The organism is Okibacterium sp. AC114 (assembly GCF_979253355.1).
In genome coordinates this window covers 1,799,000-1,823,465 of sequence record NZ_CEEDBR010000001.1, presented here as the reverse complement: position 1 = coordinate 1,823,465, position 24,466 = coordinate 1,799,000, and the positions used below count along the sequence as shown (strand labels likewise).

Sequence of the window (24,466 nt, the reverse complement as noted above, 5' to 3'; positions counted from 1 at the left end):
CGCCCCGATCGGTGGTCTCGTCGGTCTCCGGAGCGGAAGTCAAGTCATGTTCGTGCACTGGGCGAGTTTACTCGCCACGGCTGATGTTCGCGGGTGCGTCACGAGCGGAGTGGGGTGGGACCCGTGCGCCCGGAGCGTGACGGGCGCGGACTCCGCTGAACCTCGTCTACTCGCGAATGCAGCCGCCCGACGACACGGGGGCGTCGAGCGCGGCGGCCTGCGCGGCCACGGGCGACAGCTCGTCGAGCGTCATGGCGTAACCGACGTTCTGCACGGTCGTCGCACGCGCGAACACGACGCCCACGACCGTGCCGTCGGTAGCGAGCAGCGGCCCGCCCGAGTTGCCGGGCTGCACGTTGGCGGCCAGGGTGTACACGCTGCGGTCGCTCGACGACTCGTTGCGGATGTCGGGAACGCGCAATGAGCTCACGCTGAGCACCCCGGCGGGGCCCGTCGTGAACGGCCCGCCGTGCGGATACCCGTCGACCACGGCGTCGGCCCCCGCGGCGAGGTTCTGGCCGAGAGGGATCGGCCGCGCATCCAGATCGTCGACGGCGATGACGGCCAGGTCGTCGACCGGGTCGAAGTAGACGACACGCCCCGGCCGCGGCAACTCGTTGGGCGCCTCGATCACGGGGTCGGTGACGCCCGCCAGCACGTGCGCGTTGGTGACGACGCGGTCGTCGGACACGACGAAACCCGAACCCGTGAGTCCGAGCCCGCATTCGGCGGCCGTGCCGGAGATGCGCACGACCGAATCGGCCGAGGCGGCGAGGGAGGCTGAATCGGTGGCCACATCGGGCACATCGGGCGTCTCGCTCGGCACGCCGAGCGCCTCGGTGATCCAGGGCAGCGCGTCGTCGACGGCCGCCGTGCGCACCTGCGCGAGCCACGTCTTGACCGGATCGGGCGTGAGACCGTCGATGGCCTTGATGACCGCGGAGGACGCCGTCATCTGGGTGAGCGCCGGCACGCCGAGTGCGCTCACCTGCGACGCGATGAGGCCGAGCACGAGCGCCGCGACGGCCACGTTGGCGACGGCCCCCAGCAGTCGGTCGACGAAACCGAGTTTGACGATCTGCACGCCGCGCCTCAGCACGCGCCCGATCGTCGCGCCGGCCGTGAAGCCCAGCGACAGCAGGAGAAGGGCCACGACGATGACCGTGAGCACGCGCCACTCGGGCGGGACGGCGGTCGCCGCGAGCGGCACCACGAAGTACGCCGCGATGCCTCCGAGCACGAGCCCCGCGATGCCGAACAGCGTGCGCAGAATGCCCACCCGGTAGCCGTAGACGAGATAGGACACGAGCAGGATCACGAGGAGGATGTCGACGATCCAGTGGGTCTCGGTCATGTGGTGCTCCTGTCGCGGGGGCGCCTCGCGGGCGGTTCGGGCACGCGTTTGCCGGCCAACACGTCGCCCCAGCCGATGTGCACGGGGCCGCGTGTCGTCTCGACGCCGATGCCCGAGTCGTCACGCGAAAAGAGCACGCCCAAGGCATCCGTATAGCGATGGATGCCGTCGGCCTCTGGCATGCCGTCACGCAGCGCCCAGCGCACGACGACGCGCGTGCCGAGGGGGAGGGCGCGCAGTTCGGCGGTCGGATCGAGCGAGGGCATGAGTGCAGTGTAGGAGAGACGTCCGACAGGAAACCCGACAGTAGGGCAGGATCGAAGCATCATGACTGACGCCGAACCTGCCGACGACACCACCTCCGTCCCCGCTTCGGCGACCGATCCCACGAACGATCGCGCGGCCGATTCCGCGGACGATCAGGCTGCAGCATCCATGCCGCCCGCGCCCACACTCACGGCCCGCCTGCCCGGCAGCTACGACCCGGATGTCGTCTTCGAGCGTTTCGAGGAATGGGCGGGTGGCCGCGGCCTGTCGCTCTACCCGGCGCAGGAAGAAGCGGTGCTCGAGATCGTGACGGGCGCCAACGTCATCCTCTCGACCCCCACCGGAACGGGTAAATCGCTCGTCGCCATCGGCGCCCACTTCGCGGCACTCTCGGAGGGGAAGCGCAGCTACTACACCGCCCCCATCAAGGCGCTCGTCTCGGAGAAGTTCTTCGCGCTGGTCGAGATCTTCGGCGCCGAGAACGTGGGCATGGTCACGGGTGACTCGTCGGTCAACGGCGACGCGCCGATCATCTGCTGCACGGCCGAGATTCTCGCCAACCTCGCACTTCGGCAGGGCGACTCCGCCGACGTCGGCCAGGTCGTCATGGACGAGTTCCACTTCTACTCCGACCCCGATCGCGGCTGGGCCTGGCAGGTGCCGCTCCTCACACTGCCGAAGGCCCAGTTCCTCCTCATGTCGGCCACGCTCGGCGACGTCGAGTGGCTGGCGAAGGACCTCACGGCGCGCACCGGGCGCCCGACGGCCACGGTTACGGGGGTCGAGCGACCCGTCCCGCTGCACTACTACTACGCCAAGACGCCCGTGCACGAGACCGTCGAAGACCTGCTGCAGACCGGCCAGTCGCCCATCTACATCGTGCACTTCTCGCAGCTCGCGGCCCTCGAACGCGCGCAGGCCATGACGAGCATCAAGGTCGTCACGCGCGAACAGCGCGACGCCATCGCCGACCTCATCGGGGGGTTCCGCTTCACGACGTCGTTCGGCAAGACGCTGTCCCGCCTCATCCGCTCGGGAATCGGGGTGCACCACGCGGGAATGCTGCCGAAGTACCGCCGGCTCGTCGAACAGCTGGCGCAGAAGGGTTTGCTGCGCGTGATCTGCGGCACCGACACGCTCGGCGTGGGCATCAACGTGCCCATCCGCACGGTGCTCCTGACCGCCCTCACCAAATACGACGGGCAGCGGATGCGTCAGCTCAACGCGCGCGAATTCCACCAGATCGCGGGGCGCGCGGGCCGGGCCGGTTACGACACCGCCGGCACGGTCGTCGTGCAGGCCCCCGAGCACGAAACCGAGAACGCGAAGGCCATCGCCAAGGCGGGCGACGACCCCAAGAAGATCCGCAAGATCGTGCGCAAGAAGGCGCCGGACGGCTTCGTGTCGTGGGGTGAGCCCAGCTTCCAGCGCCTCGTCGCCGCCGAACCCGAAACCCTCACATCGAGCATGCAGATCACGCACGCCATGATGCTCAACCTCATCGGGCAGGGCGGCGACGTCTTCACCACCGTGCGCACGCTGCTCGAGGACAACCACGAACCGCGCGCCAAACAGCTCGCCCTGCTGCGGCAGGCGCTGTCGATCTATCGCAGCCTGCGCACGGCCGAGATCGTCGAACAGATCGAGAGCCCGGATGGCGGGCGTGCAACCATCCGCCTGACCGTCGACCTGCAGCCGAACTTCGCGCTCAACCAGCCGCTCTCGCCCTTCGCGCTGGCCGTCTTCGACGTGCTCGACCCCGAGAACGAGAACTATGCGCTCGACACCATCTCGGTGCTCGAGGCCACGCTCGACGACCCGCGACCCGTGCTCTCGGCGCAACAGTTCATGGCGCGTGGCGAGGCCGTGGCGCAGATGAAGGCCGACGGTATCGAATACGACGAGCGCATGGAGATTCTCGAGGGGATCACGCATCCGAAGCCGCTCGAGGAGATGCTCGACGCCATGTTCGAGACCTACTCGGCCACACAGCCCTGGATCGGCGACTTCGAGTTGCGTCCCAAGTCGGTCGTGCGCGACATGTACGAGCGCGCCATGACCTTCGGCGACTTCATCTCGTTCTACAAGCTCGCGCGGTCGGAGGGGCTCGTGCTGCGCTACCTGTCCGACGCGTTCCGGGCGGCCCGTCAGACCATCCCCGACGAGGCGAAGACCGACGAGCTGCGCGACCTCATCGAGTGGCTGGGCGAGCTCGTGCGGCAGGTGGATTCGAGTCTGCTCGACGAGTGGGAAGAGCTCATCCACCCGTCGTTCGATCCGGGCGACCCCGACAGCGTGGTGCCGCCCGCGCCGAAGCGGCTCACCAATAACGTGCGCGCTTTTCGGGTGCTGGTGCGCAACGAGATGTTCCGGCGCGTGCAGTTGGCGGCGCGCGAGGACTACGAGGCGCTCGGCGAACTCGATGCCGCCTCGGGTTTCGACGCGGATGCCTGGCGCGACGCTCTCGACGGGTTCTTCGCCGAATACGAGGACACCGAGTCATCCCGCCCCCTGTCGCCCATCGGAACGGATGCCGCGGCGCGCAGTGCCTCGTTGCTGCTGGTCGACGAGCAGCCCGGTGCCTGGGTCGTGCGGCAGATCCTGGCGGATCCCGCGGGCGACCACGACTGGGGCATCAGCGCGACGGTCGATCTGGCCGAGTCGGACGAGCAGGGTGTGGCGGTCGTGCGCATCGACAGGGTGGGGCAGCTGGGGGCCTGACGAGCGGCCGAAAAGAGGCGTACGCTGGAACCTAATCGACAGATGTCGAAAAGAAAGGTTTCACTCATGACACGGTTCGAGGGCAAAGTCGTCCTGATCACCGGCGCGGCCTCCGGTCTCGGCAAGGCCACCGCACTCCACATCGTTCGCGAGGGCGGCGCGCTCTCGCTCGTCGACCTCAATGCGCAGGGTCTCGACGACGTCAAGGCGGCCATCCTCGAGGTCGCACCCGACGCCCAGCTCGAGACGATCACGGCCGACGTCTCGAAAGAAGAGGATGTCGAGAACTACGTCGCGAAGACCGTCGAACGCTTCGGCAAGATCGACGGTTTCTACAACAACGCCGGCATCGAAGGCAAGCAGAACCTGACCGAGGAGTACGGCAGCGACGAGTTCGCCAAGGTCATCGGCATCAACCTCAACGGCGTCTTCTTCGGCCTCAAGCACGTGCTGAAGGTCATGAAGGAGCAGGGCTTCGGCTCGGTCGTCAACACAGCCTCCGTCGGCGGCATCCGCGGCGTCGGCAACCAGTCCGGCTACGCGGCCGCCAAGCACGGCGTCGTGGGCCTGACCCGCAACTCGGCCATCGAATACGGCCAGTTCGGCATCACCATCAACGCCATCGCCCCCGGCGCCATCATGACGCCCATGGTCGAGGCATCCCTCAAGCAGATCGACCCCGTGAACTGGGAGGAAGCCGGCACCGAGTTCGTGAGCGTCAACCCGGCCAAGCGTTTCGGCAAGCCGCACGAGGTCGGCGCCGTCGTCGCGTTCCTGCTGTCGGGCGAGGCCTCGTTCGTGAACGCCACCGTCATCCCCATCGACGGCGGGCAGTCCTACAAGTACTAGAGCTGTAGCCGAGGGAGCGGGCGGGGTCTAGCATGACGACCATGCAGACCATCAGCCCGTTCCTCTGGCTCGACGGCCGCGCCGAAGAGGCCGCCGAACTCTACGTGTCGATCTTCGACGATTCGCGCATCACGAACGTGTCGCGCTATCCAGAGGGCACGCCGCAGGCCGGGCAGGCGCTGGCCGTGTCGTTCGTGCTCGAGGGCCTCGAGATGAACGCCCTCAACGGCGGGCCGATGTATCAGTTCACCCCGGCCATGTCGTTATTCGTGCGCGCCGACACGCAGGAACGCATCGACCACATCTGGGATTCGCTCATCGCCGACGGCGGTTCGCCGAGCCGGTGCGGATGGCTCGTCGACAAGTTCGGCCTGTCGTGGCAGGTGGTCCCCGCCGCCCTCGACGACGGTCTCTCCGACCCGCGTCCGGGAGTAGCCGGTCGGGTCATGGAAGCCATGATGCAGATGGACAAGTTGGATGTCGCGCTGCTGAAGGCCGCCCGCGAGGGTTGAGCGCTGCTCAGCTACTGACGCCAGAGGGCTGTGCCGTGCCGTAGAGCTGCGATGGCATGGCATCCGCGAAGATGCGCGCCGTCACGGGCCCGATTCCCTTGAACGCCGTCAGTCGCTCGATCAACTCATCCCGGTCGGAAGACGACGCCACGAGGTGATGCACCGAGCCGTATTCCTCGGCCAGGCGCGGCATCACGTCCCGCAACTCGTCGGTCATGATGTAGTCGAAGCGGGCGTAGCCGCCCTCGTCGAGGATGCGGCGGAATTGCTCGCGTCCCACATCCGAGAACCGAGCGGGCGACGTGAAGCCGTGGTCGATGAGCGTGCGGTACGTCTGGGCCGCGATCTCCTGCTGGATGCGTCGACCGAAGAGCAGGCTCGCGAGCAGCCAGCGATACAGCTGCACGGGCGAGCCGGTCGACGGGTCGATATCGAGATCGGCCGGGGTCAGGTTGTCGCTCATCGGAGGCCTCCGCGGGGTTGATTCAGGGTGTCGCTCAGGGGTGCGTGAAGGCGCTGGCCTGCGCGGCCCGCACGGCGTCGTCGCCCTGTTCGGCGGCGGATCCGCTCGGCGCGGCACCTTCATCGGCGGCGCCCGGGCCGTCGATGTCTTCGGCGTCGTTCTCGCCTGTTCCCGAGCGGTGTTCGGGGGAGTCGGCTTCGTCGGCGGCATTCAGATCGGCCGCGACATCCGAATCGGTCTGGGCGGCCGCGGCGTCGTCATCAGCGGTGTCGGCGTCATCGGCGACCGTGTCACCGCCGGAACTCAGGCCATCCTCGGCCGGGAGGGAGTCGTCGTCGACATGGCTGAGCGCCGTGCCGTCGGGAGCCACGCCGCCGATCGAGCTGTCGCTGTCGTCTTCACCGGGAACGTGGGACTGGACGCCGGGCGTCGAACCGTCTGTCGTGCTCATGTCATGCCTCCATACCGTTTCGGAGCGGCACGATGATCGGCCGCACAGGTCAATCCAACGCCACCGCCTGCACCGTGAAAAGGGGATAGCGCCGACGGCCGCTCCGGCGTATCGTGCCGCCTGGCCGGGTCACGCCACGCTCAGGATGTCGGGGGTGCTCAGTAGGCTCGACGCATGCGCATCTTGCACACCTCCGACTGGCACATCGGCCGCACGTTCCACGGCCATGCCACCGTTGATGCGCTGCACGAGGTGCTGCAGTCGCTCGCCCAGGTCGTGTGCGACGAACGGGTCGACGTGGTCATCGTCGCCGGCGACATCTTCGATTCGGCCATGCCGTCTGGCGAGCATTTCCGCGTGCTCACGGCCGCGCTCACGGCCCTGCGCGAGGCAGGTGCCGTCGTGGTGGCAACGAGCGGCAATCACGACTCGGCGGCGCGGCTCGGATTTCAGGCCAGCTTCGCGCGGCTCGCCGGCATCCACGTGCTCACCGATCCCGAGCGCATTCTCGAGCCCGTCACGGTCGACGGCGTGCGCATCTACGGCATCCCCTATCTCGAGCCGTCGCTCGTGCGCCACCTGTTTCCCGGTGAGACGCTGCGTCGGCACAACGACGTCCTGGCGCGCGTCATGCAGCGCATCCGCGACGATGCTGCAGAGCGCGGCGGCCGATACGTCGTGGTCTCCCACAGCTTCGTGGGCGCGGTCGGGGCGCCAGACGAGGCATCCGATGTCGAGAGGGACATCACGGCCGGCGGGCTCGACATCGTGTCGCTCGACGTTTTCGACGGGCCCGACTACGTGGCGCTCGGGCACATCCACGGCCGGGCGGTGCTGGCCGAACGCATCCGCTATTCGGGAGCGCCTCTGCACTACTCGTTCTCCGAGGCGGGCAAGCCGCGGGGCGTCTGGATCGTCGACCTCGACGACGACGGCTTCGTGGGGGCGCGGTGGGTCGACCTCCCGATCCCGCGCCGCCTGTCGGTGCTGACGGGCACGATCGACGAACTTCTGACGCTCGACCGGTTCTCGTCGGCCGAGGAGGACTGGGTGTCGGCCATTCTGACCGACGATGTGCGGCCGCTCGATGCCATGGCTCGCCTGCGCGCTCGTTTCGCCTGGTGCGCCACGCTCGAACATCGGCCGGCGACGACCGCGCCCGCATCGACCGAGAGCTACGCGGCCCGCATCGCCCAGAAGAGCGACCTCGACATCGTCGACGGTTTTCTGGGGCACGTGCGCAACGGTCAGGCGCTGAGCGACGCCGAGCGAGACCTCGTGCTCGATGCGCTCGGCGAGCTCGACGCAGACGGGGTGGCCTCGTGAAGATCAACGCGCTCACGTTTGCCGGCATCGGGCCCTACAAGGCCGAGCAGCACATCGACTTCGACGCGCTCGAAGACGACGGCATCTACCTCATCTCGGGTAAGACGGGTGCGGGCAAATCGACCATCCTCGACGCCATCTGTTTCGCGCTCTACAACGCGGTGCCGCGTTTCGACGGCGGCCCGAGCCAGACGCGGCTGCGCAGCGACTATTGCGCGCCCGAGGATCCCTCGTTCGTCACGCTCGAGTTCTCGGTGCACGGCGAGCGTTACCGAGTGACGCGCACACCCGAATACGTGCGCCCCGCCAAGCGTGGCGGCGGGCTCACCACTCAGAAGCAGACGGCCGTGCTGGAGCGGCTCGAGGCCGACGAGTGGCGGGGCATCGCAGCCCGGCCGGTCGACGTGTTCCCCGAGATCGACCGCATCGTCGGCCTGAACAAAGATCAGTTCCTGCAGGTCATCCTGCTGGCGCAGAACCGCTTCCAAGAGTTTCTGCTGGCGAAGAACGACGACCGCCTGCAGGTGTTGCGCAGTCTCTTCGGCACGCGCCGCTTCGGCGACCTCGAACAGAACCTCGCCGACCGCCGCACGGCGATGAAGGGCGAGGTCGAGGCCCTCGGTGACACTCTGCGCAGGCTCGCCGACCGGGCCGTCGCCACGGCCACGGCCACGGCCACGCTCGAGGGTGATGGCGCGGGCCAGGATGGTGGCGCGGGCGAGATCGAGAGCACGGGCGAGATCGAGAGCACGGGCGAGATCGAGAGCACAGGCGAGGTGAGTGACTCGGTCGATGTGCCACTCTCCGCGCCGGCCGAGCCCGACCGCGAGTGGTTCGACCGGGTCGCCCGGTCCATCGCGCCGCGAGTCGCGTCTGCCCGTTCGGCCCTCGACCGGGCGACAGAGGAGTTGGACGAGGCTGAGGGTCGCGTCTCCGGGGCGCGAGACCTCGCCCGGCGACAGGCTCGACGAGCCGATGCTGCGGCGACGCTCGAACGGCTCGGCGAACAGGCGGCCGACATCGCCACGCTCCGGGCGCGGCTGGCGGCACATGAGCGGGCGCACGCCCTGTGGTCCCTTCTCGACGGCGTCGACACCGCCGATGCAGATGTCTCGCGGGCGCAGGCCCGGCTGACCGACGCCGCCGACGCCCTGCTCGCAGACGTCGGTAGTGCCGAGGCGCTGAACGTCGATGGCGTAGCCGACGTGCCCACGGCAGAACGCGTGGCCGGGCTCGTCGACGCATTCAACCGCACGCTGGGGGAGATGTCCGAGGCGTTGCGCGACGAGGAACGGTCCGTGACGCTGGCCGCTGAACTCGCGGCCGCCGACGAGCGTCTGCACGGCATCGACGCCCGCGCCGCCGAGTTGCGTGCGCGGCTCGACGTGCTGCCCGAAATACAGAACGATCTGCGCGCCCAACGCGATGCGGCGCGTCTCACGGCCGCGCGGCGGGACGATCTGGCGGCGCGCGTCGATGACCTGGCGCGCAAACTCGAGGCCGCGCGCTCCGGCGAACGCGCCGAGCTGACCGCCGCCGAAGCCCTGCGCGCCGAAGCGGACGCGGTGTCCGAGCATGCGCGTGCCGCACAAGACCTGAGCGAATTGTTCTCGCGCCGCCTGAACGGCGACGCCGCGCATCTCGCCGCCGAGCTCGAACCGGGTGAACCGTGCGCGGTCTGCGGGTCGCGGGAACACCCGCAGCCCGCCGTCGCCGACGGCGAAGCGGTCACCGACGAGGCGCTCGAAGAGGGCCGGGCGCGTGTCGAACGCGCCGACCAGGCTTCGAAGAAGGCCGCCGACCGCCGTCGGGCCGCCGATGACGAGGTCGCGGCGCTGAAGATCGTGTCAGCGGGGCGCACGCCCGACGAACTGAGCCGGGAGCTCGACGGCCAGACCGAAGCACTCGAGGCGGCCGAAGCGGCCCGGGCCGAGGCGGCGAAACTCGACCGAGAGAGCGAACGCCTCGACACCGAGCACACCGAGGCGACGGCGGCGTCCGAACAAGTGCACCTCGAGCGCGCGGTCGTCGCCGATACCCGGGCCGGCCTGCAGAGCCGACTGGCCGACGCACGACACCGCGTCGCCAGCCAGCGCGACAGCTTCGACACCGTCGCCGAGCGCGCCTCGAGCATCCGGCGGACCGTGTCGGTCGCCGCACGCTTCCTCACGGCCGCCGAAACCGCGGAGGCCGCAGAACAGGCGCTCGAACAGGCCCGCGCCGCCGTGGCACGGGCCCTCGCCGACAGCGACTTCTCCTCCCTCGACGAGCTACGCGTCGCGCACCTCGAACCGGGGGAGCAGGCGGCGCACGCGGCAACGGTTCGCCAGCACGACGCCGGCCTGGCTGCCGCCGAAGCGACCCTCGCCGAAGCCGAGCTGCAGGGGTTGCCCGACGAACCGGTCGATGTGGGGGTCGTCAGCGAGGAACGCGAGCGGGCACGTGGCCGTGTGGCTCGCGCATCCGATGTGCACGCCGCCGTGCGGGAACGGCAGCGCACGCTCGACGCCATCGTCGCCGAGGCCGACGCGACGCTGCGCACCGGGGGCCAGCAGCTCGCCGCCTACACCACCATCAGGGGCCTGGCCAACGCCGTCGAAGGCAAGGAGCCGAACGACAAACGCATGCACCTCGAGGCCTATGTGCTGGCCGCCGAACTCGAAGAGATCATCGCCGCCGCCAACGCGCGGCTGCACACCATGACGAGCGGGCGGTTCCGGCTGGAACACGACGACTCCCGCGCCTATCGAGGCGCATCGTCCGGGCTCGGGCTCGCCATCCGCGACGAATACACGGGGCGCGCCCGGGCCACGGCGTCGCTGTCGGGCGGCGAAACGTTCCTCGCCTCACTCGCGCTCGCGCTCGGACTCGCCGAGATCGTGACCAGTCGTGCCGGCGGTATCACGCTCGAAACGCTCTTCGTCGACGAAGGGTTCGGCTCGCTCGACCGTGAAACGCTCGACATCACGCTGTCCACCCTCGACAGCCTGCGCACGGGCGGGCGCACCGTCGGCCTCATCTCCCACGTCGACGCCATGAAAGAACAGATCCCCTCGCGCCTGCGCATCACGTCCGGGCCAACAGGCGCGAGCACCGTGCGACAGGATGCCGTCGTCAGCCCGTTCGACAGCGCGGGCGGCACCGCAGCCGCTGAACGCAAGACAGCCGGGGCCTGACCCCGGAAACGACAGAACCGCAGGGGCCGGGGCCCCTGCGGTTCTCGAAAAATGCGAAAGAGTCTTAGTCGGACTTGCTCTTCGACGCCGCCTTCGACTTCTTCTCGGTGCGCTTCTCTTTCAGAGTCTTTGCGGCGGCTGTTTTGCCGGCGGACTTCTTGGGGGACTTGTCGGCCATGGTGGACCTCTCCGTAGCGGAGCCAGAAAGGCTCGTCCCGCCAAGAATACGCGCAAACGCGCCCCTAAGCTGGATCGCCCGCCGGAATGTGCTCGATATCCTCCACACGCGCCCGCGGCATCAACACACCCGCCACGACGGTGGCCACGGCGCAGACGAGAACCGCGACGAACACGGCACCCGACGCCGACTCGACGACCGACGGCACGTTATCGCCGTTCGGCGTGGCCGCGAAGATGGCGTTCGCGATGGCCCCGAAGATCGCCACACCCACCGCGCTGCCGATCGAGCGGGCGAACATGTTCGTCCCCGTCACCACGCCACGCTCGTTCCACGGCACGCTCGACTGCGCGGCGATCAACGACGGCGTCGCGACGAGTCCGAGGCCCAGACCGACCACGAAGCATCCGATCGCCGTGACGATCAGGTTCGGTACGCCCGCACATGCCACCAGGACCGCCGCCCCGGCGACGGCGAAGACCATGCCGATGAGAACCGTGCGACGGAACCCGATGCGGAGATACAGGCGACCAGACAGCGACGCCGAGATGGGCCATCCGATCGTCAAAGCGGCGAGCGCGAGACCCGAGACCAGAGGCGAGACACCGATCGAACCCTCGAGATAGGTGGGCACATAGGAGGTCAGGCCGATGAGGATGGCGCCCACCCCGAGCGACACGAACGTGGTCGTGAGCAGGAGGCGGCGCGAAAACACCCAGAGGGGCAGGATCGGCTCGGCCGCGCGACGCTCGACCAGCACGAAGGCCACGAGCAGCACGGCACCGAGGCCGAAGGCGGCGAGACTCTGCGGCGAGTTCCACGCCCACGCCTGACCGCCCTCGAGCACCGCGAGGATCACGGCGCTGAGGCCGAACGTCAAGAGCACGGCGCCGGCGTAGTCGACGCGGTGACGACGACGTTCGATGTTCTCGTGGAAGTGACGCCACAGCATCCACCCGGCGATGAGGCACAGCGGCACATTGACGAAGAAGATCCAGCGCCACGACACGAACTCGCTGAAGACGCCGCCGAGCGTGGGGCCCACGACCGACGAGATGGCCCACACGCTGGCGAGGTAGCCCTGCGTCTTGGCGCGTTCGGCGACCGTGTAGATGTCGCCCGCGATGGTGATGGCCATGGGCTGCACGGCCCCGGCGCCGAGGCCCTGCACGGCGCGGAACGCGATGAGGGCCGGCATGCTCCAGGCGAAACCGCACAGGATCGAGCCGAGCAGGAAAAGCCCGACGCCGATGAGGATGAGGGGTTTGCGGCCCACCGTGTCGGCGAGCTTCGCATAGAGCGGCACGCTGACCGCCTGAGCCAGGAGGTAGATCGAGAACAGCCAGGGGAAGAGGGCGAAACCACCGAGGTCGCCCACAATGGACGGCACCGCGGTCGCGAGGATGGTCGAATCGATCGCGACGAGACCCGTGCTCAGCATGAGGGCGATGAGGATGGGGCCGCGCTCAGACCGGAAGCCCACGCCCGAACGATCAACGGTGTGCGTCATGAAACTCCTCGGGTAGTGGACCGGCGACAATCTTTCTCGCAACATGCCGGGGCATGTAGTTCATTCCCGTTCGGGGAAAACCCGTGCGCTCGGCGCACCGTCACGAGAAGTTAATCCGGATGTCGGCGGAATAGAGCACACTGGAGAGAACGTTGACCATCCCTGACCGGTGTCCCGCTGCCCCAGGCGGCGGAACGACGTTCGATTCTCCGCGAAGCTGCGCCCACGCCGGCTTCCCGAGCCGCGTGACGCGGCCCACACCTCACCGTGAACACTTTGTGACACGCCGTTGACAGGAAAACACACATGACCGAACGCACACTCTCATCCGAGAGCGGCGCGACGCCCGAAAACGGCCCCGCCTCCCGTCCCTCAGACCTCACCGCCGTACAGGCCGGTTCGGCACCGGCCCCCGCCGGGCCCACCGACGCCGGCCCCGCCCGCGCCACGGCATCGGGCTCCTCGAACACCGACGACGCCGCCACACAGGCGCGCAACCGCGTCGTCATCGGTGTGCTCATCGTGTCGGCCTTCGTCGTCATCCTGAACGAGACCATCATGGGCGTGGCGTTGCCGACGCTCGACCGCGACCTGGGCATCCCCGTCTCGACGGGCCAGTGGCTGACGACAGGGTTCATGCTCACGATGGCCGTCGTCATCCCGATCACCGGGTTCCTGCTGCAGCGCTTCAACACGCGGCCCGTGTTCATCGCCGCCATGACGCTCTTCAGCATCGGCACGCTCATCGCCGCCATGGCCCCCGGCTTCGAGATCCTGCTCGCCGGCCGCATCGTGCAGGCCACGGGCACGGCCATCATGATGCCGCTGCTCATGACCACCGTCATGACCATCGTGCCGCCCGCCTCGCGCGGCCGCATGATGGGCAACATCTCGATCGTCATCTCGGTGGCCCCCGCCGTCGGTCCCACCATCTCGGGCATCATCCTCAACACGCTCAGCTGGCGGTGGATGTTCATCATCGTGCTGCCCATCGCCGTCGCCGCGCTCATCATCGGTTCGTTGCTCATCAAGAACGTGACCACCCCGCGCAAGATGCCCCTCGACGTGCTCTCCGTCGTCCTGTCGGCCTTCGCGTTCGGCGGACTCGTCTACGGCCTCAACGCCCTCGGTGAGGGTGCCAACGCCGAGGCCGCAGAGGGTGGCGCAGCCAGCGCCATGCCGTCGTGGCTGCCGCTCGCCGTCGGTATCGTCGCGCTCGGTCTCTTCGTCTGGCGCCAGATCGCGTTGCAGAAGAAAGACGACGCGCTGCTCGACCTGCGCACGTTCCGCTCGAAGAACTTCACCATCTCGATCATCCTGATGGCCGTCAGCATGATGGCGATGTTCGGCAGCATCATCGTGCTGCCCATCTACCTGCAGAGCGTTCTGCAGCTCGAGCCGCTCGAGACGGGCCTGCTGCTCCTGCCCGGCGGTCTCGTCATGGGTATCGCGAGCCCGTTCGTCGGCCGTCTCTACGACAAGTTCGGCCCCACACCGCTCATCGTGCCGGCTTCGGCGCTCGTGAGCCTCGTGTTCTGGGGCCTCAGCATGGCCACCGAAAGCACGCCGTTCTTCCTCATCCTGAGCGCCCACATCGCGCTCAGCATCGGACTCGCGTTCCTCTTCACGCCGCTGCTCACGTCGGCGCTCGGCTCGGTGCGCCCGCAGCTGTACTCGCACGCCAGCGCGATCGTCGGCACGGTGCAGCAGCTGGCCGGTGGCGCCGGAACGGTGCTCTTCATCGGCATGATGACGGCGCAGACCATCGCGCTGTCGACCGCCGGAGCATCGGAGGTCGTCGCCGGTGCCGGGGGAGCGCGGGCCGCGTTCCTGACGGGCGCGATCATTTCGCTCTTCGCCGTCGCCGCCGCGTTCTTCGTGCGCAAACCCGCCGACGTGATCGGTGACGACAAGCCGGTCATGCACTAAGCGACCAGTCACGAAGAGGGGGTCATCGCCGGAAACGGCGGTGGCCCCTTTTTCGTTGCACTGACGAGGGTTCAGGCTAGACACGCCAGCCTGAGGCGCCTCGGTTCAGAAACGCTCAGGGCCGCAATTCGCTCAGGGCCGCAATCCGCTCAGGGCCGCAATCGCTGAGGGCCAGAGCGCTTTAGGGCCAGAGCCGCTCCGTGTGGAACGCAGGCGCACCGATTGCGCCGGTCGCGTCGCCCGCGGCGCGGTAACGCAGCCGCAGATGCGAGCGGTCGCGGGCCGCCTGCCAGAATTCGATGGTCTCGGGCACGACCTTGTAGATCGTCCACGTGGGCGAGACCAGGTCGGGGTCTTCGTCAATGCGTTGGCGCACCTCGTCGAGGGCGCGACGCGGCTCGTCGGGGTCGTCGATCACGTCGCTCTGGCGCCCGAGGAACGATTCGGCGCGGCCGCCCGTGCCGCGCGACAGGAAGCTCTCGGCGTTCTCCTCGGCCGACCCCTCGATGACCCGGCCCCGCACGCGCACCTGTCGTCCACGGGCGGGCCAGTAGAACGTCAGCGCTGCCGCGCCTGCCGCAGCCAGCTGCCGACCCTTGGGGCTCGTCGAACTCGTTCCGAACGACCATCCTTCGGGTGTGGCATCGCGCAGGATCAGGACGCGCGCATCGGGGGCGCCGTCGGCATCGACCGTCGACAGCGTCATGGCGTTGGGGTCGGCGACATCGGCGTCGACGGCATCCGCCAGCCACTCGGCGAACAGCTCGAGCGGATCGGCCGGGGCCGCATCGGGGTCGAAGTCGGGCGGTGTCGCGCCGAAGACGGTGACGCGGCCGAGGATCGATCGGATGTCGGGGCTGCCCGGAGTCTTCGTCATCCCTTCACCCTGCCACACCCGGGTCGCCGAACGGCAGGGCTCGACACAGCCTCCTCACGCGGCCGTCGGGGCCGTCGACGACATGACGCGGCCCCGACAACTGCGTGAGACGGCCTAGAACGAGGAGATGCCCTTGCCCACCATGACCACGGCGATGACGAGCAGCAGCACGGCCATGACGGTCGAGTTGTTGTGCACGAGCCACACACGCAGCTTCTCGAGCGGCCCGGTCATGCGGCTGGAGGCGGCCAGGTAGCCGATGACGGGAACGGCCACGGTCGACGCCGCGATCACGACGAAGACGACGATGGCGACGGTCGACTCGCCGCCCCCCAGAGCGGCGCCGCCGATGGTCACACCGGCTCCGACGCTCATCAGCAGGTTCTTCGGGTTGAGCGCGGACAGCGCGAACCCGAGCAGCAGACCCCGAGACGCGGTCATCGAGTCGATCGCGGACATCCACTTCGGCAGGGGCGGTTCGCCGTCCCCCGTCGGGCGGGACCGCCACTGCTTGACGGCCAGGAGCAGCAGCAGGAGCCCCAGGATGATCTTGATCGTGCCCGCGATGGGCTTCGAGGCGTCGTCGTCGCTCTCGGGCAGCAGCGAGGAGAGCAGCGTGAACGCGATGACGGCGATGACCACGCCGAGCACCCACCCGACCAGGAAGCCGACGCCCGTGGAGCGCGCGCGCGGCGACAGCAGCATGAGGATGGCGGCGATGATCGGCACGGGGCTGATCGCGATGCCGAGGGCGAGGGGGAGGATGTCTCCGATGACGGAACCCATGGTCTTCTCCTGATCAGGCCGGCTGGATGGCGGGGATGCGGTAGGCGCCCGCGACGATGTCGGGGCCGCCGCCGTAAGCGCGGATGATGACCGTGAACGGCCCCTCGGGTGACGGCAACCAGTTCGCGACGACGTCCTCGGCCGGGCGCCGGTGCTGCACGTAGAGCGTCAGCGACTCGTCGTCGCCGTAGACGAGTCCCGGGCTGCGGTCGCCGATCGAGTAGCGATCGAGTTCGTTGGCGCTCAGCAGCCGCTCGGGCAGCGTGTAGAGGGTGGCGGACCAGAAGAACTTCGCGTCGGGCAGGGTCTCGGGTGTGAACGTGATGGTGTAGTCGGTGGCCCCGGTGATGCGGTGCCCCTCTGCGTCGACGAGCCACCCGCCGTACCAGGCGATGGCCGGGGGGAGCCCGTAGAGCCCCTTCTTCGCGCCGATGTTGCGGTGATCGTAGTGTGCGGCCATCTCTTCACGGGTGCCGAAGAGACCGGTCGACGAGCTGGCGCTCGCGGCGAGCTCGTCGAGGTGTTTCTTGCCGTCGGCGAGTCCGTGCGTGAACGCCTCGCGTGCGTCGTCGTCGAGCTCGGCGGTGCGGAACCGGCCGGAGCCATCGAGCCCGGCCGAGGCGAGCCGCTCGCGGATCTCGCGGTCTTCGTCGAGGACGGGCGCGAAGGCCAGGAGTGCGTCGAGGTAGTCGTAGAAGCCGAGCCCGGCCGCGGACTCTTCGTTCCAGACGGGCCACGAGACGGGAGCGACGACGGGCGCCTCGGTGCCGGCGTAGACGTGCCACGGGACGACGTCGTAGGAGTGCTGGATGCGGCGGAGCTCGTCGAGGTCCCCGTCGAAGGCCGTGCGCCCGAGGCATCCGACGAAATCGGTCGAGGCGTGGATGATGCCGTCGAAGCCGTCGGGCAGATCGCCCGACCACGACGGGCCCGCGAGGAGATAGCGCCCGGCCGCGGTGCCGGTCGTCGCAGCGCTGACGTAGCCGGAGTAGATCGTGTAAAGGTCGTGGAACGGCAGGATGTAGAACCGGTCGATGGCGGGCACCGTGATCACCCGGGGCTCGGCGCGCAGGTCGAACCAGCCCCACGAATACGGCGTGTCGTTGTTCGGCGTGACGATGTCGGTGTTCGCGGGGGTGAAGGGCTCGGAGTAGTGCCGGAAGGTATCGAAACCGCCGACCGACCGGGGGTCTGCGAGATCGACGGCCTGTTCGTAGAGCGTGCGGTAATTTTCGACCATCGCGTAGCCGAAGGTGTAGGCGTCGGCGGCGATGTCCCTGAGAGCGGTGTCAGCGGTAGGCATGCCTCAGTATCTCGACTTCGGCCGCGCCGCGATAGTGCAAATTTGCTTCTCGCGCCCAGACCCCCGGCGCTGCGCTCCCCGAACGCGAGAACGTGATGCCGCCCGACGGCGTGTCGGGCGGCATCACGGTGAGTCAGCTCTTTATCGGTCTAGCCGATCACCTTCCACGGCCCCCATTCCTCGGTGCCGGGGATGTTGTTCTGCGTCCACCACTTCGCCTCATAGCGCACACCCTTGTAGGTGACGCGGTTGCCGGCGACGTAGACCTTCGTCGCATCCCAGGCGTCTGTCGCGGGTGGCGTCGTCGGGGTGGGCGTCGGCGTGGGCGTCGGGTTCGTGGTCGGAGGTGTCGTCGGGGTGGGTGTCGGTGTTGGTGTCGGCGTTACCGGGGGAGTCGTCGGCGTCGTTCCTCCGACCGGCCCGGCGGTAGCCTGCCGGAGCGCCGTCGTGAGGGTCTGGATGAGGGTGCCGTCGCGGTTGCCGGACAGCTCCCACCACATGCCGCCGCCCAGTTTGTTCTTCACGATGTAGTCGGCCTTGAGCTTCACGGTCTGCGGGTTGTCGTAGCTCCACCACTGGTTGCCGTCGGACCGCCAGGCGGCGCCGATGGTGGCGTCGTAGTGGTCGGTGCCGAGGTTCTTCAGCTTGTCGTAGTCTTCGTTGCCGGCCTCGTAGGTTCCGGGTGCCGCACCGGTCGCGGGGCTCCAGGGTTTGCCCGAGGGGACGCCCTGCCAGCCGCGGCCGTAGGTGGCGAGACCGAGACCCAGCTGGGCCGGTTTGATGCCTTTCGACGTGTATGCCTTGACGGCCTTGTCCACGCTGAAACGCTGCGCGGCCGGTCGGGTGTCGGCGGGGTCGTCGTACAGGTTGCCCTGGTGCCCGGTGAGCGTCGGGTCCCACGCGCCCCAGAGGTCATACCCCTGGATGTTGCCGTAGTCGAGGTAGGTGAAGTTCTCGGGGTTGTTCCATCCGCCCGCCGCGATGTCGGCCGGGTTCGCGGGCAGGAATGCGCTCAACGTGTAGTGTTTGCCGGTCGTCGAGCCATAGGCATCCAGCTGGGTGCGGAATTCTTTCAGCAGCAGACGGAAGTTGTTGGCATCGTTGACGGTGTCGACGCCGTTGCCTTCGAGGCCGCTGTAGGTGCCGGGCCACTCCCAGTCGATGTCGATGCCGTCGAACACGCCGGCGGCGGCACCCGGCCCTCCGCGCCCGTCGATGAGCGGCAGGTTGCCCTTGATGTAGAGGTCGATGCACGAGGAGACGAGCTTCTGTCTGGACGCCTGGGTGGCGGCCGCCCGCGAGAAGTTCTTCGACCAGGTCCACCCGCCGAGCGAGATGATGGGCTTCAGCCCGGGGTTCTTGGCCTTCAGCTGCTTGAGCTGATTGAACGATCCGGCGAGCGGCTGGTCCCACGTGTCGGCCACGCCGGCGACCGAGTTCTGGGCGGTGTACCCCATCCCGTAGTCGGCGTAGGCGTCGCCCGCACCATCCGAACCGTTCGGCCCCGTGCCCTGCGCCTTGTTGGCCATGAAGCAGGTCAGGTTGTTGTTGTCGATGTTGCCGAACGAGTAGTTGATGGCCGTGAGGTTGCCCGCGGCGCCCGAGTCTTGCAGGGCCTTGAGCTTGAAGTCGCGGCCGTAGACGCCCCACTGGGCGAAATAGCCGACGTTGCGGTATCCGTTGATGGTGCCGTTCGTGGTGGCGGCTTCGGCGGCGGGCGGTGCCGGAAGCGCGAACAGCGTCGAGGTGACGAGGAGGCCGGAGGCGAGAGCCCCCACCGCCCCGAGCACGCGTTTCAGGGTGGAACGTCGAGGTGTCATCGGTAAACCCTTTTCAGGTTGCGGGATGAGGGGTGGATGCACTGGGGTTCGGCCGTGCATCCGCCCGGGTTGTGATGACGATAGGTGGGGGCCGGTGCCGGGCACATGAGGGATTCCCGCATACTCGTCGGAGCCCGTGATCGAGCGGATGCCTCAGCTACGGGTTTCTACGTAGCCGCCCCGGTGCACGAGCAAACTGAGCTGCGTGCGTGAGTGCACATTCAGTTTCTGGAAGACGCGGCCCAGATGCACCTCGACCGTGCGCACCGAGAGGTGCATGCGCCCGGCGATCTCGCGGTTGCTGGCGCCGCCGACGACGAGCCGGGCCACTTCTGCTTCGCGAGCCGTGAGGGCGGCGAGCCAGGCGGGCTCGTCGTCGGGGAAGAGGCGCTGCACGGTGGCGAGAGGATGCGCCGTCTCGCCGGCTTCGTCGAGCGTATGAGCGCCGGCGACCGGCCGGCCGCCGTCGCGGGATCCGTGTGGCGACGTGTCGTCGAACCGCGTCGGCTGTTCGGGCGTCGGCCCCGGCCGGTCTGCCAGACCCAGACGCCGGGGAAGATGAAGAATGCTCGGTGTTGCGTCGTCGCCCGCGCGCTCCCTCGGGACAGAAGCGTCGAACTGGCGCACGAAGGTTCCGCCGAAGGGCAGGTGCAGGGGCAGACGGGAGAGCAGGGGGTCACCCGGATCGAAAACCGGCCCCCGCCGCGGCGGCGCGTCCGACACTGCCGCATGGGGGGTGCTCTCGATGCCGGCTTGCTCGACGATCCAGTGGGCCACCCGCAGGTGTGCTTCGACGAGCGGGGTGGCACTGCCGCGGGTTCCGCCGTCCCGCGCCGCTTCCCGGTCGAGCGGTGCCAGAGACAGGATGCTGTCGGCGAGCGCGTGCGCGGCATCCCGGGCGCCGGCAGCCCCGCGCCTCGAGAGCGCGGAGAACGCGTCGACCAGCGAGAGGCCCGCCGCGACCGTCGGATCTGACGACCTCGCCGGGGCCACGGTCCACTTCGCGTCTGGCCAACCCGCCTCGGCCCAACCCGCCTCCGCGCTTCCCGCAGCGCCCGAACCGGCCACACCGCACGCCGCCAACCACACCCAGACGCCCGAGACGATGTCGTTCGCCGGGCCGGCGCTCGCCGCATCCGTCGAGCCCATCTGCCGGGTCAGCTTGCGGGCGCGCTCGCCGAATGCCCGGGCAGACGCCGCGTCGTCCCGTTCGGCGTGCAGGGCGGCGGCCGTGGCGAGGCCGAGCACGATGCCGCGACCGTATGCCGGTGTGAGCCCTCGACTCGTTTCGGCGCTCCAGCGGGCTTCGAGGCGGTCGAGGTCGGCGTGCGGCACGTGCCCGTCGGCGGCTCCCACCGAGAAGACGAAGGCGGCGAGCGCGGATGCCTCGAGCACCACGTCGCCCGACCGCAGGACGGCGCCCAGCCATTCGCGTGCCTCGCGGGCATGACCCGAGTGCAGCGCCGAGAGCCCGGCCCGCAATTGCGCGAGGGTGCGCAGGCGCCCGGGTTCGGATTGGCTGGCGGCCTCGCGCGCGACGCGGTAGGCGAAGACGCTGTCGCCGCGGTGGAGCGCCTGGCGGCTGAGGCCGAGAAGGCGGGGGACGACGTCGGGCAGCCCGTCGAGGGCGGCGAGGGAGCGATGCCAGGCGGCTTCGTGCGGGGAGGATTCGGCGAGGGCCGCTGCGAGTCGAGCGTGGGCGTCGGTGCGTTCGGCGACGGTTGCCGTCGCATGGGCGACGATCCGCACGCGGGGATCGCCCAGGCGGTAGCGGCGGGAGACGAAGGAGACGAGACCGTCGAGCGTTCCGTCGAAGAGGCCGTCGGGCGTCAGCCCGCTGGCCGCCGCGAGCACTTCCGTGCGGTCCGAGATCGACACGCTCGCGATGAGGAGGGCTCGGCGGTGCACGGCCGGGAGGTCGGCCAGGCGCGGTGCCAGGCGATCGATCAGGGACTGCGCAGCGGGCAGGGGATCGGGGAGGGGCGCGTGGCCGGCGCGTTGAGCGGGTGTGAGTAGCGACCAGACTGCCGTGGTGTCGGTAGCCACCCCGCCGTTCAGCGCCTGCACCACAGAGGCCTGCACCCAGGCCGTTTCGGCGTCACTCGCCATCTGAGCCCCGATCGTGTCGTGAACCCGGTGCCCGCCACCGTTCCCGGTATGTTACCCATCCTTACAAACCCGTGTCACCCATTTGGGGGAAGCGTGTTGCAACCGAAACATCCGGCCCCGTGGGCGTGACGAGCACGCACGCCGACGGCAACGGCGTCGGCACTCAGAGCGCGGGAACCTCGGCGCTGAAATCCCGCTCGACGGTGCGCACCTCGACATCGGTGAGCACCCCGTCCTCGACGGTCGCGACCATGAGGGTGCACCGGGGCTGCCGCCGACGATCGGTGGGTGACCCGGGGTTCAGCAGTCGCATGCCACGCGGTGTCACCGAGTCCCAGGGGATGTGGCTATGACCGAAGATGAGCACATCCACATCGGGGAACGCGACATCCGCTCGCTTCTCACGCCCGGTTGCCGCACCCGTCTCGTGGATGACGGCGAATCGCAGCCCGTCGAGCTCGAAACGCGCCACCTCGGGCAGCCGTTCGCGCAGCTCGCCGTGGTCGTTGTTGCCATACACCCCGACGAAGCGTGGCGAGAGGCGTTCGAGCACGTCGAGGGTCGCGACATCGACCCAATCGCCCGCGTGCACGACGAGGTCGACCCGGGCGATGGCTTCGACGACGGCGCGCGGCAACCGCGGGGCCCGGGCCGGGATATGCGTGTCGCTGATGATCAGGAGGCTGTGGCGCGTCATCCCTTGCGGCCCTGCGTCGCGATGCCCTCGACGAAGTAGCGCTGCCCGAACGAGAAGATGATGAGCATCGGCAGGGTGATGAGCAGGGCCGCGACCATGACGTATTGGTAGTCGCCCTGGCCGCCGTTCGTGGGCGAGTACTTGGTCATGGCGTAGGCGAGGCCGAGGGGTGCCGTGAACTGTTCGACCGACCCGGCGTTCAGGTAGATGAGCGCCGCCTGCAAGTTGTTCCACGACGCCTGGAACTCGAAGATGAACACGATGATGAACGACGGGATGCTGAGGGGCATGGCGATCTTGGTGAACAACTGCCAGTTCGACGCCCCGTCGAGCCGGGCGGCCTCGAACAGTTCGCGGGGGAGCCCCAAGTAGAACTGCCGCTGCAGGAAGATGTAGAACGCCGACCCGAAGAGGTTCATGCCGAAGAGCGGCACCCACGTGCCGATGAGGCCCAGCTCCTTCCAGATCAGGTACTGGGGAATCATGGTGACGGCGCCCGGCAGCATCATGGTGGCGAGCACCAGGCCGAAGAGCAGGCTGCGGCCCGGGAACCGGAAGTACGCGAAACCGAACGCCACGGCCGAACTCGAGATGGCGACGAGGCCGGCGGCGAGCAGCGCGATGATGAGCGAGTTGCCGAGCCAGTTGAGCAGCGGCAGCTGGTTCCACACCTCGGCGTAGTTGTCGAACGTGAGGGTTTTGGGGATCAGCGCGTTGTCGAACACCTCGCCGCGCGGTTTGAGGCTCGCGGCCAGGAGCCACACGAACGGGTAGAGGAACAGCAGCGCGAAGACGACGAGCACGGCGCCGAGCAGCAGGCGACCGACGAGGGTCTGCGGTCCGCTCCGGCGGGGGCCGGTCAGGCGGCGGCGACGGCCGTTTCGGGATGACTCGGGCGCCGCGTTCTGGGCGATGGCGGGATCGGCGAGCGCACCGGCGGCGAGCTTCGCGGCATCCGGGCTGGACTGGGTGACGCTCATCAGCGGTCATCTCCCTCGTAGTAGACGAATCGGTTGCCGAATTTCACCTGCACGAGCGTGATGAGCAGGATGATGACGAACAGCAGCCAGGCCATGGCGGCCGCGAAACCGAAGTTGAATTGACGGAACGCCTGCTGGAAGAGGTAGACGGCGTAGAAGAGCGACGATTCGGGTGACGAACTCGACTGGTCGCGCCAGAAGAGCAGATACGCCTGGTCGAAGACCTGGAAGGCGGCGATCGTCAGCACGATGACGTTGAAGAAGATGGCGCCCGAGATCATGGGCACCGTGATGCGGAAGAACGTGCGGATGGGGCCGGCGCCGTCGAGTGAGGCCACCTCATAGAGTTCGCGCGGCACGTTCTTGAGCGCCGCGAGGAAGATGACCATGGTTCCGGCAACGCCCCACAGCGTCATGATGACGATGGACGGTTTCACCCAGGCGGGGTCGATGAGCCACTGCGGGCCCTCGATGCCGAAGATGCCGAGGAACTGGTTGATGGCGCCCGTGTTGCCGTTCAGCAGGAGGAGGAACACGGCGGCCGTCGCCACGGTGGGCGTCATCTTGGGCAGGTAGTAGAGGGTGCGGAAGAACCCGGCACCGCGGCCGACCTTGTCGAGCAGCAGGGCGAGCACGAGCGCGAAGGCGATTTCGAGCGGCACGGCCATGACGGCGTAGAAGAGGGTGTTGGCGAGCGAGACGCCCACCTTGGGGTCGGTGAACAGCGCCTCGTAGTTGGCGAACCCGACGGGCGTCGAGGTGTTGGCCGCCAGGTTGTAGCGACTGAACGAGATGACCAGGCTGTAGGCCATAGCGCCGACCGTGAAGATGAGGAAGCCGATCACCCAGGGGGCGATGAACAGGTAGCCCGAGATGGCTTCGCGGCGGTTGAAGCGATCGCGATGCGGTTTCGGTTTCTTGCCCGCGCGGCGACCGGGGCTCTGTGAGGTTTTCTCACTGTCCGGGCCGTCGGGTTCTTTTCCTGTCGGGCTGGTCTTCGGTGTGACGACCGTCATGGGTTCTCCTGGGTGTGCTGTGGCGGCGCTCAGGCGCCAGTGCCGATTCAACGAATGTAGAAGCGCTTCTCCTCCGGAACAAGGGAGTGCTTCTCACGAGAAGTCGTTCTACACTGTTGCTCCCGAACGGGTGACACGGCCG

19 protein-coding genes are annotated in these 24,466 nt (G+C 68.4%); 6 read left to right on the top strand and 13 right to left on the bottom strand.

Annotated elements, in window-relative coordinates:
- Nucleotides 1-166 precede the first annotated feature (166 nt).
- On the bottom strand, nucleotides 167-1,354 hold the full coding sequence (locus tag ACZ6IE_RS08555) for a MarP family serine protease (RefSeq protein ID WP_464607581.1): 1,188 nt from the start codon (nucleotides 1,352-1,354) through the stop codon (nucleotides 167-169).
- Nucleotides 1,351-1,620 carry a putative acetyltransferase gene (locus ACZ6IE_RS08550; protein ID WP_464607580.1) on the bottom strand — a complete coding sequence of 90 codons (270 nt, stop codon included), beginning with the start codon at nucleotides 1,618-1,620 and terminating at the stop codon, nucleotides 1,351-1,353. The genes ACZ6IE_RS08555 and ACZ6IE_RS08550 overlap by 4 nt, the downstream gene beginning before the upstream one ends.
- A gap of 169 nt (nucleotides 1,621-1,789) precedes the next feature.
- On the opposite strand from ACZ6IE_RS08550, the gene ACZ6IE_RS08545 reads away from it, so the two are divergent.
- The 3 genes from ACZ6IE_RS08545 (at nucleotide 1,790) to ACZ6IE_RS08535 (ending at nucleotide 5,703) form a co-directional block, all read left to right on the top strand.
- Entirely contained in the window at nucleotides 1,790-4,342 is a 2,553-nt protein-coding gene (locus tag ACZ6IE_RS08545; protein WP_464608615.1) for a DEAD/DEAH box helicase, read from the top strand.
- A 66-nt stretch (nucleotides 4,343-4,408) separates the two neighbouring features.
- The gene (locus tag ACZ6IE_RS08540) at nucleotides 4,409-5,191 is read left to right on the top strand and encodes an SDR family oxidoreductase (RefSeq protein WP_464607579.1); all 783 of its coding nucleotides are present in this window, start codon (nucleotides 4,409-4,411) and stop codon (nucleotides 5,189-5,191) included.
- Nucleotides 5,192-5,232: 41 nt separating this feature from the next.
- A complete protein-coding gene (locus tag ACZ6IE_RS08535; protein ID WP_464607578.1) occupies nucleotides 5,233-5,703 on the top strand; it encodes a VOC family protein in 471 nt (156 codons plus the stop codon).
- Between the two features lie 7 nt (nucleotides 5,704-5,710).
- On the opposite strand, the gene ACZ6IE_RS08530 is transcribed toward ACZ6IE_RS08535, so the two are convergent.
- Nucleotides 5,711-6,166, bottom strand: a complete 456-nt coding sequence (locus tag ACZ6IE_RS08530; RefSeq protein WP_464607577.1) for a DNA glycosylase family protein — start codon at nucleotides 6,164-6,166, stop codon at nucleotides 5,711-5,713.
- A gap of 34 nt (nucleotides 6,167-6,200) precedes the next feature.
- Nucleotides 6,201-6,617 (bottom strand): hypothetical protein, encoded by a 417-nt coding sequence (locus ACZ6IE_RS08525; RefSeq protein WP_464607576.1) that lies wholly within the window; start codon nucleotides 6,615-6,617, stop codon nucleotides 6,201-6,203.
- A gap of 174 nt (nucleotides 6,618-6,791) precedes the next feature.
- On the opposite strand from ACZ6IE_RS08525, the gene ACZ6IE_RS08520 reads away from it, so the two are divergent.
- Together ACZ6IE_RS08520 and ACZ6IE_RS08515 are read left to right on the top strand one after the other, a co-directional pair.
- On the top strand, nucleotides 6,792-7,943 hold the full coding sequence (locus ACZ6IE_RS08520; RefSeq protein ID WP_464607575.1) for an exonuclease SbcCD subunit D: 1,152 nt from the start codon (nucleotides 6,792-6,794) through the stop codon (nucleotides 7,941-7,943).
- Nucleotides 7,940-11,119, top strand: a complete 3,180-nt coding sequence (locus tag ACZ6IE_RS08515; protein ID WP_464607574.1) for an AAA family ATPase — start codon at nucleotides 7,940-7,942, stop codon at nucleotides 11,117-11,119. Before ACZ6IE_RS08520 ends, ACZ6IE_RS08515 begins: the two co-directional genes overlap by 4 nt.
- A 242-nt stretch (nucleotides 11,120-11,361) precedes the next feature.
- On the opposite strand, the gene ACZ6IE_RS08510 is transcribed toward ACZ6IE_RS08515, so the two are convergent.
- Nucleotides 11,362-12,807 carry an MDR family MFS transporter gene (locus tag ACZ6IE_RS08510; RefSeq protein ID WP_464607573.1) on the bottom strand — a complete coding sequence of 482 codons (1,446 nt, stop codon included), beginning with the start codon at nucleotides 12,805-12,807 and terminating at the stop codon, nucleotides 11,362-11,364.
- Nucleotides 12,808-13,113: 306 nt separating this feature from the next.
- Between ACZ6IE_RS08510 and ACZ6IE_RS08505 the strand changes: the two genes are divergently transcribed.
- The gene (locus tag ACZ6IE_RS08505; protein ID WP_464607572.1) at nucleotides 13,114-14,736 is read left to right on the top strand and encodes an MDR family MFS transporter; all 1,623 of its coding nucleotides are present in this window, start codon (nucleotides 13,114-13,116) and stop codon (nucleotides 14,734-14,736) included.
- Between the two features lie 181 nt (nucleotides 14,737-14,917).
- Here the strand turns inward: ACZ6IE_RS08505 and ACZ6IE_RS08500 are convergent, their stop codons facing one another.
- The 8 genes from ACZ6IE_RS08500 to ACZ6IE_RS08465 all read right to left on the bottom strand — a co-directional run bounded on the left by ACZ6IE_RS08500 (nucleotide 14,918) and on the right by ACZ6IE_RS08465 (nucleotide 24,324).
- Nucleotides 14,918-15,613, bottom strand: a complete 696-nt coding sequence (locus tag ACZ6IE_RS08500; protein WP_464607571.1) for a pyridoxine/pyridoxamine 5'-phosphate oxidase — start codon at nucleotides 15,611-15,613, stop codon at nucleotides 14,918-14,920.
- A 114-nt stretch (nucleotides 15,614-15,727) separates the two neighbouring features.
- Nucleotides 15,728-16,399, bottom strand: a complete 672-nt coding sequence (locus tag ACZ6IE_RS08495; protein WP_464607570.1) for a GAP family protein — start codon at nucleotides 16,397-16,399, stop codon at nucleotides 15,728-15,730.
- Between the two features lie 13 nt (nucleotides 16,400-16,412).
- Nucleotides 16,413-17,702 carry a DUF1254 domain-containing protein gene (locus ACZ6IE_RS08490; protein ID WP_464607569.1) on the bottom strand — a complete coding sequence of 430 codons (1,290 nt, stop codon included), beginning with the start codon at nucleotides 17,700-17,702 and terminating at the stop codon, nucleotides 16,413-16,415.
- Between the two features lie 149 nt (nucleotides 17,703-17,851).
- The gene (locus ACZ6IE_RS08485; RefSeq protein ID WP_464607568.1) at nucleotides 17,852-19,522 is read right to left on the bottom strand and encodes a glycosyl hydrolase family 18 protein; all 1,671 of its coding nucleotides are present in this window, start codon (nucleotides 19,520-19,522) and stop codon (nucleotides 17,852-17,854) included.
- Nucleotides 19,523-19,675: 153 nt separating this feature from the next.
- Nucleotides 19,676-21,631, bottom strand: coding sequence for a helix-turn-helix transcriptional regulator (locus ACZ6IE_RS08480; RefSeq protein WP_464607567.1), 1,956 nt, complete (start codon nucleotides 21,629-21,631; stop codon nucleotides 19,676-19,678).
- Between the two features lie 163 nt (nucleotides 21,632-21,794).
- Nucleotides 21,795-22,328, bottom strand: a complete 534-nt coding sequence (locus tag ACZ6IE_RS08475) for a metallophosphoesterase family protein (RefSeq protein WP_464607566.1) — start codon at nucleotides 22,326-22,328, stop codon at nucleotides 21,795-21,797.
- Nucleotides 22,325-23,311: a carbohydrate ABC transporter permease gene (locus ACZ6IE_RS08470; protein WP_464608614.1), complete on the bottom strand. Its 987-nt coding sequence runs from the start codon at nucleotides 23,309-23,311 to the stop codon at nucleotides 22,325-22,327. Before ACZ6IE_RS08470 ends, ACZ6IE_RS08475 begins: the two co-directional genes overlap by 4 nt.
- On the bottom strand, nucleotides 23,308-24,324 hold the full coding sequence (locus ACZ6IE_RS08465; RefSeq protein ID WP_464607565.1) for a carbohydrate ABC transporter permease: 1,017 nt from the start codon (nucleotides 24,322-24,324) through the stop codon (nucleotides 23,308-23,310). The genes ACZ6IE_RS08470 and ACZ6IE_RS08465 overlap by 4 nt, the downstream gene beginning before the upstream one ends.
- Nucleotides 24,325-24,466: the final 142 nt, after the last annotated feature.